A 4,105-nucleotide genomic window follows, 5' to 3' on the forward strand; every position below is an offset into this window, starting at 1 on the left:
GGATTACTACGCCTGTGAGGGTCCGCCGCCGGCCCTTCCGGCGGAACGGCCCGACCATCTGGACTGCGCCTGCCTCTGCGGTGCCGTCGCTTTCAGCCTGCCCGGCCCGGCGGGCGATATCACCGCCTGCCATTGCGGCCAGTGCCGCAAACTCTCGGGCCACTACTCCGCCTCGTTCGACGCGGATGAGGCGACGCTGACATGGCACGGCAAGGCGGGACTTGCCGAATATCAGACCCCGGGGCGCGGACGACGCGGTTTCTGCGACAGATGCGGATCGAGCCTTTATTTCCGCTCGGCCGCCGGAGAGTTCTCCGTCGAGGCCGGAGCGGTGACGGATCCGACCGGCGGGCGGTTGGCAGACCATATCTTCGTGGCCGACAGGGGCGACTATTACGACATCACTGACGGTCTGCCGCAATCAGACGGCTACGCCCCCCAGTCAAAGTGATGTGGGTTCAAACCCACCTTACATAAGGGATCAGAGCCGTCGGCTGGGCACCCAGGCATAGCCGTTTTCGCACAGGATATAGCATTCGCGCAGCCCGTGCGGCTTGTCGGTCGGTTCCTGAAGGATCGTCGCATCGTCATAGGCCCGGGCCCGTTCCACCGCCCTGTCGGGATCGGTCTCATAAAGCCGGATCTCCAGCCCCGCGCCGCGTGCGCCTGCCTCGGGCAGGAGCCCGAGCAGTGGGTTTTCGCCGTAGGTCCCGTCGGAATGAAGCTGAAAGACCTCGCCATGATAGGTCATGATCGCGAAATCGGAGGTGAGGCGATGCGCCTTCATGTCGAAGACCGCCTCCAGAAACGCCGCGAGCCGTTTCACGTCGCGCACAACGATGTTGATCCCGATCCCCTTCAGCGATCGGCCGAAATCCTCTGCCTTTACCGTCTCGAAATCCATTCCCGCCTCCTTTCCCGGCTGGACGAAGGCCCGCATCCGGCCCCTGCCCCGTTAATCTCAGCTTGACGCCTTCGCCGCTTTCGGTAAGCGCTGAAAGCGACAGGATCGCGGGCGGTTCGGACAGAGCCCGCAACGGGAGAGCACAGGATGGCCGATATCACCCTTCTTGACGGCGGTATGGGGCAGGAACTGGTGGTGCGGTCAGGCGATGCGCCGACGCCCCTTTGGTCCACCCAGGTGATGATGGATCATCCGGGCCTCGTCCGGGAAATACATGAGGACTACTTCAGGGCTGGCGCGACGGTGGCGACGACCAACACCTATGCGATCCACCATGACCGGCTGGTCAAGGCCGGTGCCGATGAGCGGTTTGCCAGCCTGCACATGCAGGCGCTCGCCGAAGCGGCGGCGGCACGCGCGGGGCATGGCACGGGCCGGATCGCCGGGTCGCTCGGGCCCCTTGTCGCCTCGTACCGGCCCGAAACCCATCCGCCGCATGATGAGGCGGTGGCGAAATACTCCGAGATTGCCGGGCTTCTGGCCCCGGCGGTGGACCTTTTCATCGCCGAAACCGTCGCCTCGCTCGCCCATGCACGCGCGGTTCTGGAAGGGGCGCGAACGGGTGGGCGGCCGGTCTGGCTGTCGGTCACGGTCGATGACGAGGACGGATTGCGGCTGCGCTCGGGCGAGCCCGTCGCGGCGCTTGGCCCGGTGCTGGAAAAGGGCGGGGCGGCTGCGGTACTGGCCAACTGCTCGGCACCCGAGGCGATGGCGGCGGCCTTGTCGGCCTTTGCAGGGTTCGGCCTGCCCTATGGCGCCTATGCCAACGGCTTCCAGCAGATCACCAAGGATTTCCTGAAAGACAGCCCCACTGTCGACGCCCTGCATGCCCGGCCCGAAATGACACCGGCGCTGTATGCTGATTTCGCGATGCGATGGGTCGATCAGGGCGCGACGATTCTTGGCGGTTGCTGCGAAACCGGTCCCGCCCATATCGCCGAGATCGCCCGGCGGTTGACAGCGGCCGGACATCGGGTGGTGTGAGCCGCGTTGTCGGCTGCTGAAATGTGGCAAAGCGGGCAGGACCAGGCGGCGGGCTATACATAACCGGATGCTGATAGTGGCTTTTCGCATTGCCCAAATCTTGTCTGAGTTAATGCCACATTTCAAAAATCTTAACCAATGCCCGTGACAGAAGTTGACCTTACGTCCGGCAGACCGCTCGTCGCTCCAGACAAGATCACCATAAATTACTGTAATTGTTTATAAAATTATTCAGATCAACCCGGCGATCGTGCCGCCGACGCAAGGCATACCAAAGGGTTGTCGACCGGTTCATGCCTGCCCTTCCGGCCAATTTGCGAAATTCCGCCGCATCTGCGCCCGATTTGCTCCCGTAACTAAAGGGGGACAACAGCCGACACCGATCGCCCTTCGGTGTCCCAGACAGATGCAAGGATGAATACGATGTTTGAACTCAAATCATTCAACCGGGGCGGCAGCCTCAAGGCCACGACGGTCGCAGCCATGCTCCTGCTGCCGTCTCTCGCAGCCGCCCAGTCGGCCTGTGAAAGCTACACGGTGAAGGACGGCGATTCGCTCGCTCAGATCGCGTTCTCGGCCTATGGAAGCTACGACTATCAGATTATCTTCAACGCGAACCGCAATTCGCTTTCCGGCAATCCCAACGATCTGGACCCGGGCCTGACATTGCAGATCCCCTGTGAAGACGGTCGTCTGACCGCCGACGCCAAGTTCCTTGAAGTTGTCGAAGAGCAGGAAAAAATCGCCGCCGCCAAGCCGAAGAACAAGACCTATGAACCTGACATCAAGGTTCTGCTGGCCAGTGGCTGGGCGCCCTATACCGACGAAAGCCTGTCGGGTGGCGGGTTCCTGACGCGCCTTGCGACGACGGCGCTGAACCGTGCGGGCAATGACCGGCCTTACGAGCTTGGTTGGGTCAATGACGACTCGTCGCACCTGACCACGCTGATGCCGCTTGGCGCCTTTGACATCGCCGTGGCCTGGACCGTGCCCGATTGCGACAAGAACCCGGACCTGATGGGCGAGGATTCGCAGCGCCGCTGCTATGATTTCTACCACACTGTGCCGCTCTATGAATCGATCATCGGCTACTACACCCGTCCGGACAGCAAATATGCCGATGCGAAAACCCTGGCCGATTTCTCGGGCGCCAAGTTCTGCCGGATGAAGGGTTACTTCACCAACGATCTGGAAGAGGCCGGTCTGGTCGAGCCGCTGATCACGCTGGTTCGTCCGACGGGTGCCGATGAATGCATCAAGGCGGTTGCCGATGGCACAGCCGACGTGACCGGCATGGCGGTTCAGCAGGCGCTTGGTGCAATTGCCGCAACCGGGCTGGAAGCTGAAGTTGACGATACCAGCGTCACCTATCTGACCACGATCCGCATCCTGGCCCACAAGTCCAACCCGTTCGCGCTCCAGTACGTTGCCATGCTCGATGCCGGGCTGAACGAAATGCGCGAGACGGGCGAGTGGTACGACATCGTGTCGAGCACGCTGGCCGAGTACAACGAAAAGATCGCCACCAACTGACACACGAACCGGCAGGCGCCGCATCACCGTCTGCCGGTTTGACCGGACTGCCCCAGGCCGAAACTTAGCGGTCCGGTTGACGAAGAAAGCGCTTTGGTCCCAAATGGAACCATGCGCTTTCTTCTGATTTTATGGCCCCTTGTTTTGTCGGCCAGCCCCTCTGCCGCAACGGATTTCTGCGATGACCTCTGGTTCACGCGAAACCTCGTCTTCGACCGGGCGGGCTATTGCTTCGGCTCACCGCTTGGGCAGGCTGTCTTTGACAATGCGAACTGCACCGGCGCGGATGTGGCACTTGCCCCCGCAGACAAGGCCTTGGCCGATCTGGTCAGGCGCCGCGAGGCTGAATTCGGATGCAAGACTGATAGCGGCAGGGTCATCCTCAGCCTCGACGACATTGCCTGGCGGCGGCAACTGGTCGCGTTCCCTGTGGCGGATGAGTTGCAAAGCGGCTGTCTGGGCTGGACCGGACCCGAGACGCCTCTTTTTTGCCGGACATCACCCGACGACGGCGGTGTTCGGCAGCATCGCGCCCGGAGATTTCGTCAGCTACGCGCACTTTCCTGTGGGGCAGTGGACCTATGTGACGGTCTGGAATGCGAACTGGACACAGCTGAAAAGTGC

The 4,105-nt window shown here is 62.0% G+C and carries 5 protein-coding genes and 1 pseudogene; 5 read left to right on the forward strand and 1 reads right to left on the reverse strand.

The window, feature by feature from the left end; translation table 11 throughout:
* Window positions 1–451: GFA family protein (locus tag WBB85_RS23600; RefSeq protein WP_432641001.1), on the forward strand; the 451-nt coding region annotated here is incomplete at its 5' end.
* A 30-nt stretch (window positions 452–481) separates the two neighbouring features.
* On the opposite strand, the gene WBB85_RS23605 is transcribed toward WBB85_RS23600, so the two are convergent.
* The gene (locus WBB85_RS23605; RefSeq protein ID WP_432641002.1) at window positions 482–904 is read right to left on the reverse strand and encodes a VOC family protein; all 423 of its coding nucleotides are present in this window, start codon (window positions 902–904) and stop codon (window positions 482–484) included.
* Window positions 905–1,051: 147 nt separating this feature from the next.
* Between WBB85_RS23605 and WBB85_RS23610 the strand changes: the two genes are divergently transcribed.
* The 4 genes and pseudogenes from WBB85_RS23610 to WBB85_RS23625 form a co-directional block, all read left to right on the forward strand.
* On the forward strand, window positions 1,052–1,948 hold the full coding sequence (locus WBB85_RS23610; RefSeq protein ID WP_432641003.1) for a homocysteine S-methyltransferase family protein: 897 nt from the start codon (window positions 1,052–1,054) through the stop codon (window positions 1,946–1,948).
* A 423-nt stretch (window positions 1,949–2,371) separates the two neighbouring features.
* Window positions 2,372–3,481: a LysM peptidoglycan-binding domain-containing protein gene (locus tag WBB85_RS23615; protein ID WP_432641004.1), complete on the forward strand. Its 1,110-nt coding sequence runs from the start codon at window positions 2,372–2,374 to the stop codon at window positions 3,479–3,481.
* A 111-nt stretch (window positions 3,482–3,592) separates the two neighbouring features.
* Window positions 3,593–3,907, forward strand: a pseudogene (locus WBB85_RS23620) (YARHG domain-containing protein); the annotation flags it as partial.
* A 10-nt stretch (window positions 3,908–3,917) separates the two neighbouring features.
* Window positions 3,918–4,105: DUF4453 domain-containing protein (locus WBB85_RS23625; RefSeq protein WP_432641005.1), on the forward strand; the 188-nt coding region annotated here is incomplete at its 3' end.

It is taken from the genome of Albidovulum sp., assembly GCF_049646345.1.
GTDB lineage: Bacteria > Pseudomonadota > Alphaproteobacteria > Rhodobacterales > Rhodobacteraceae > Albidovulum.

Coding starts and splice junctions, on each gene's coding strand:
- WBB85_RS23615 (WP_432641004.1), top strand. CDS start 2,372: ATGTTTGAACTCAAATCATTCAACCGGGGCGGCAGCCTCAAGGCCACG.
- WBB85_RS23610 (WP_432641003.1), top strand. CDS start 1,052: ATGGCCGATATCACCCTTCTTGACGGCGGTATGGGGCAGGAACTGGTG.
- WBB85_RS23605 (WP_432641002.1), bottom strand. CDS start 904: ATGGATTTCGAGACGGTAAAGGCAGAGGATTTCGGCCGATCGCTGAAG.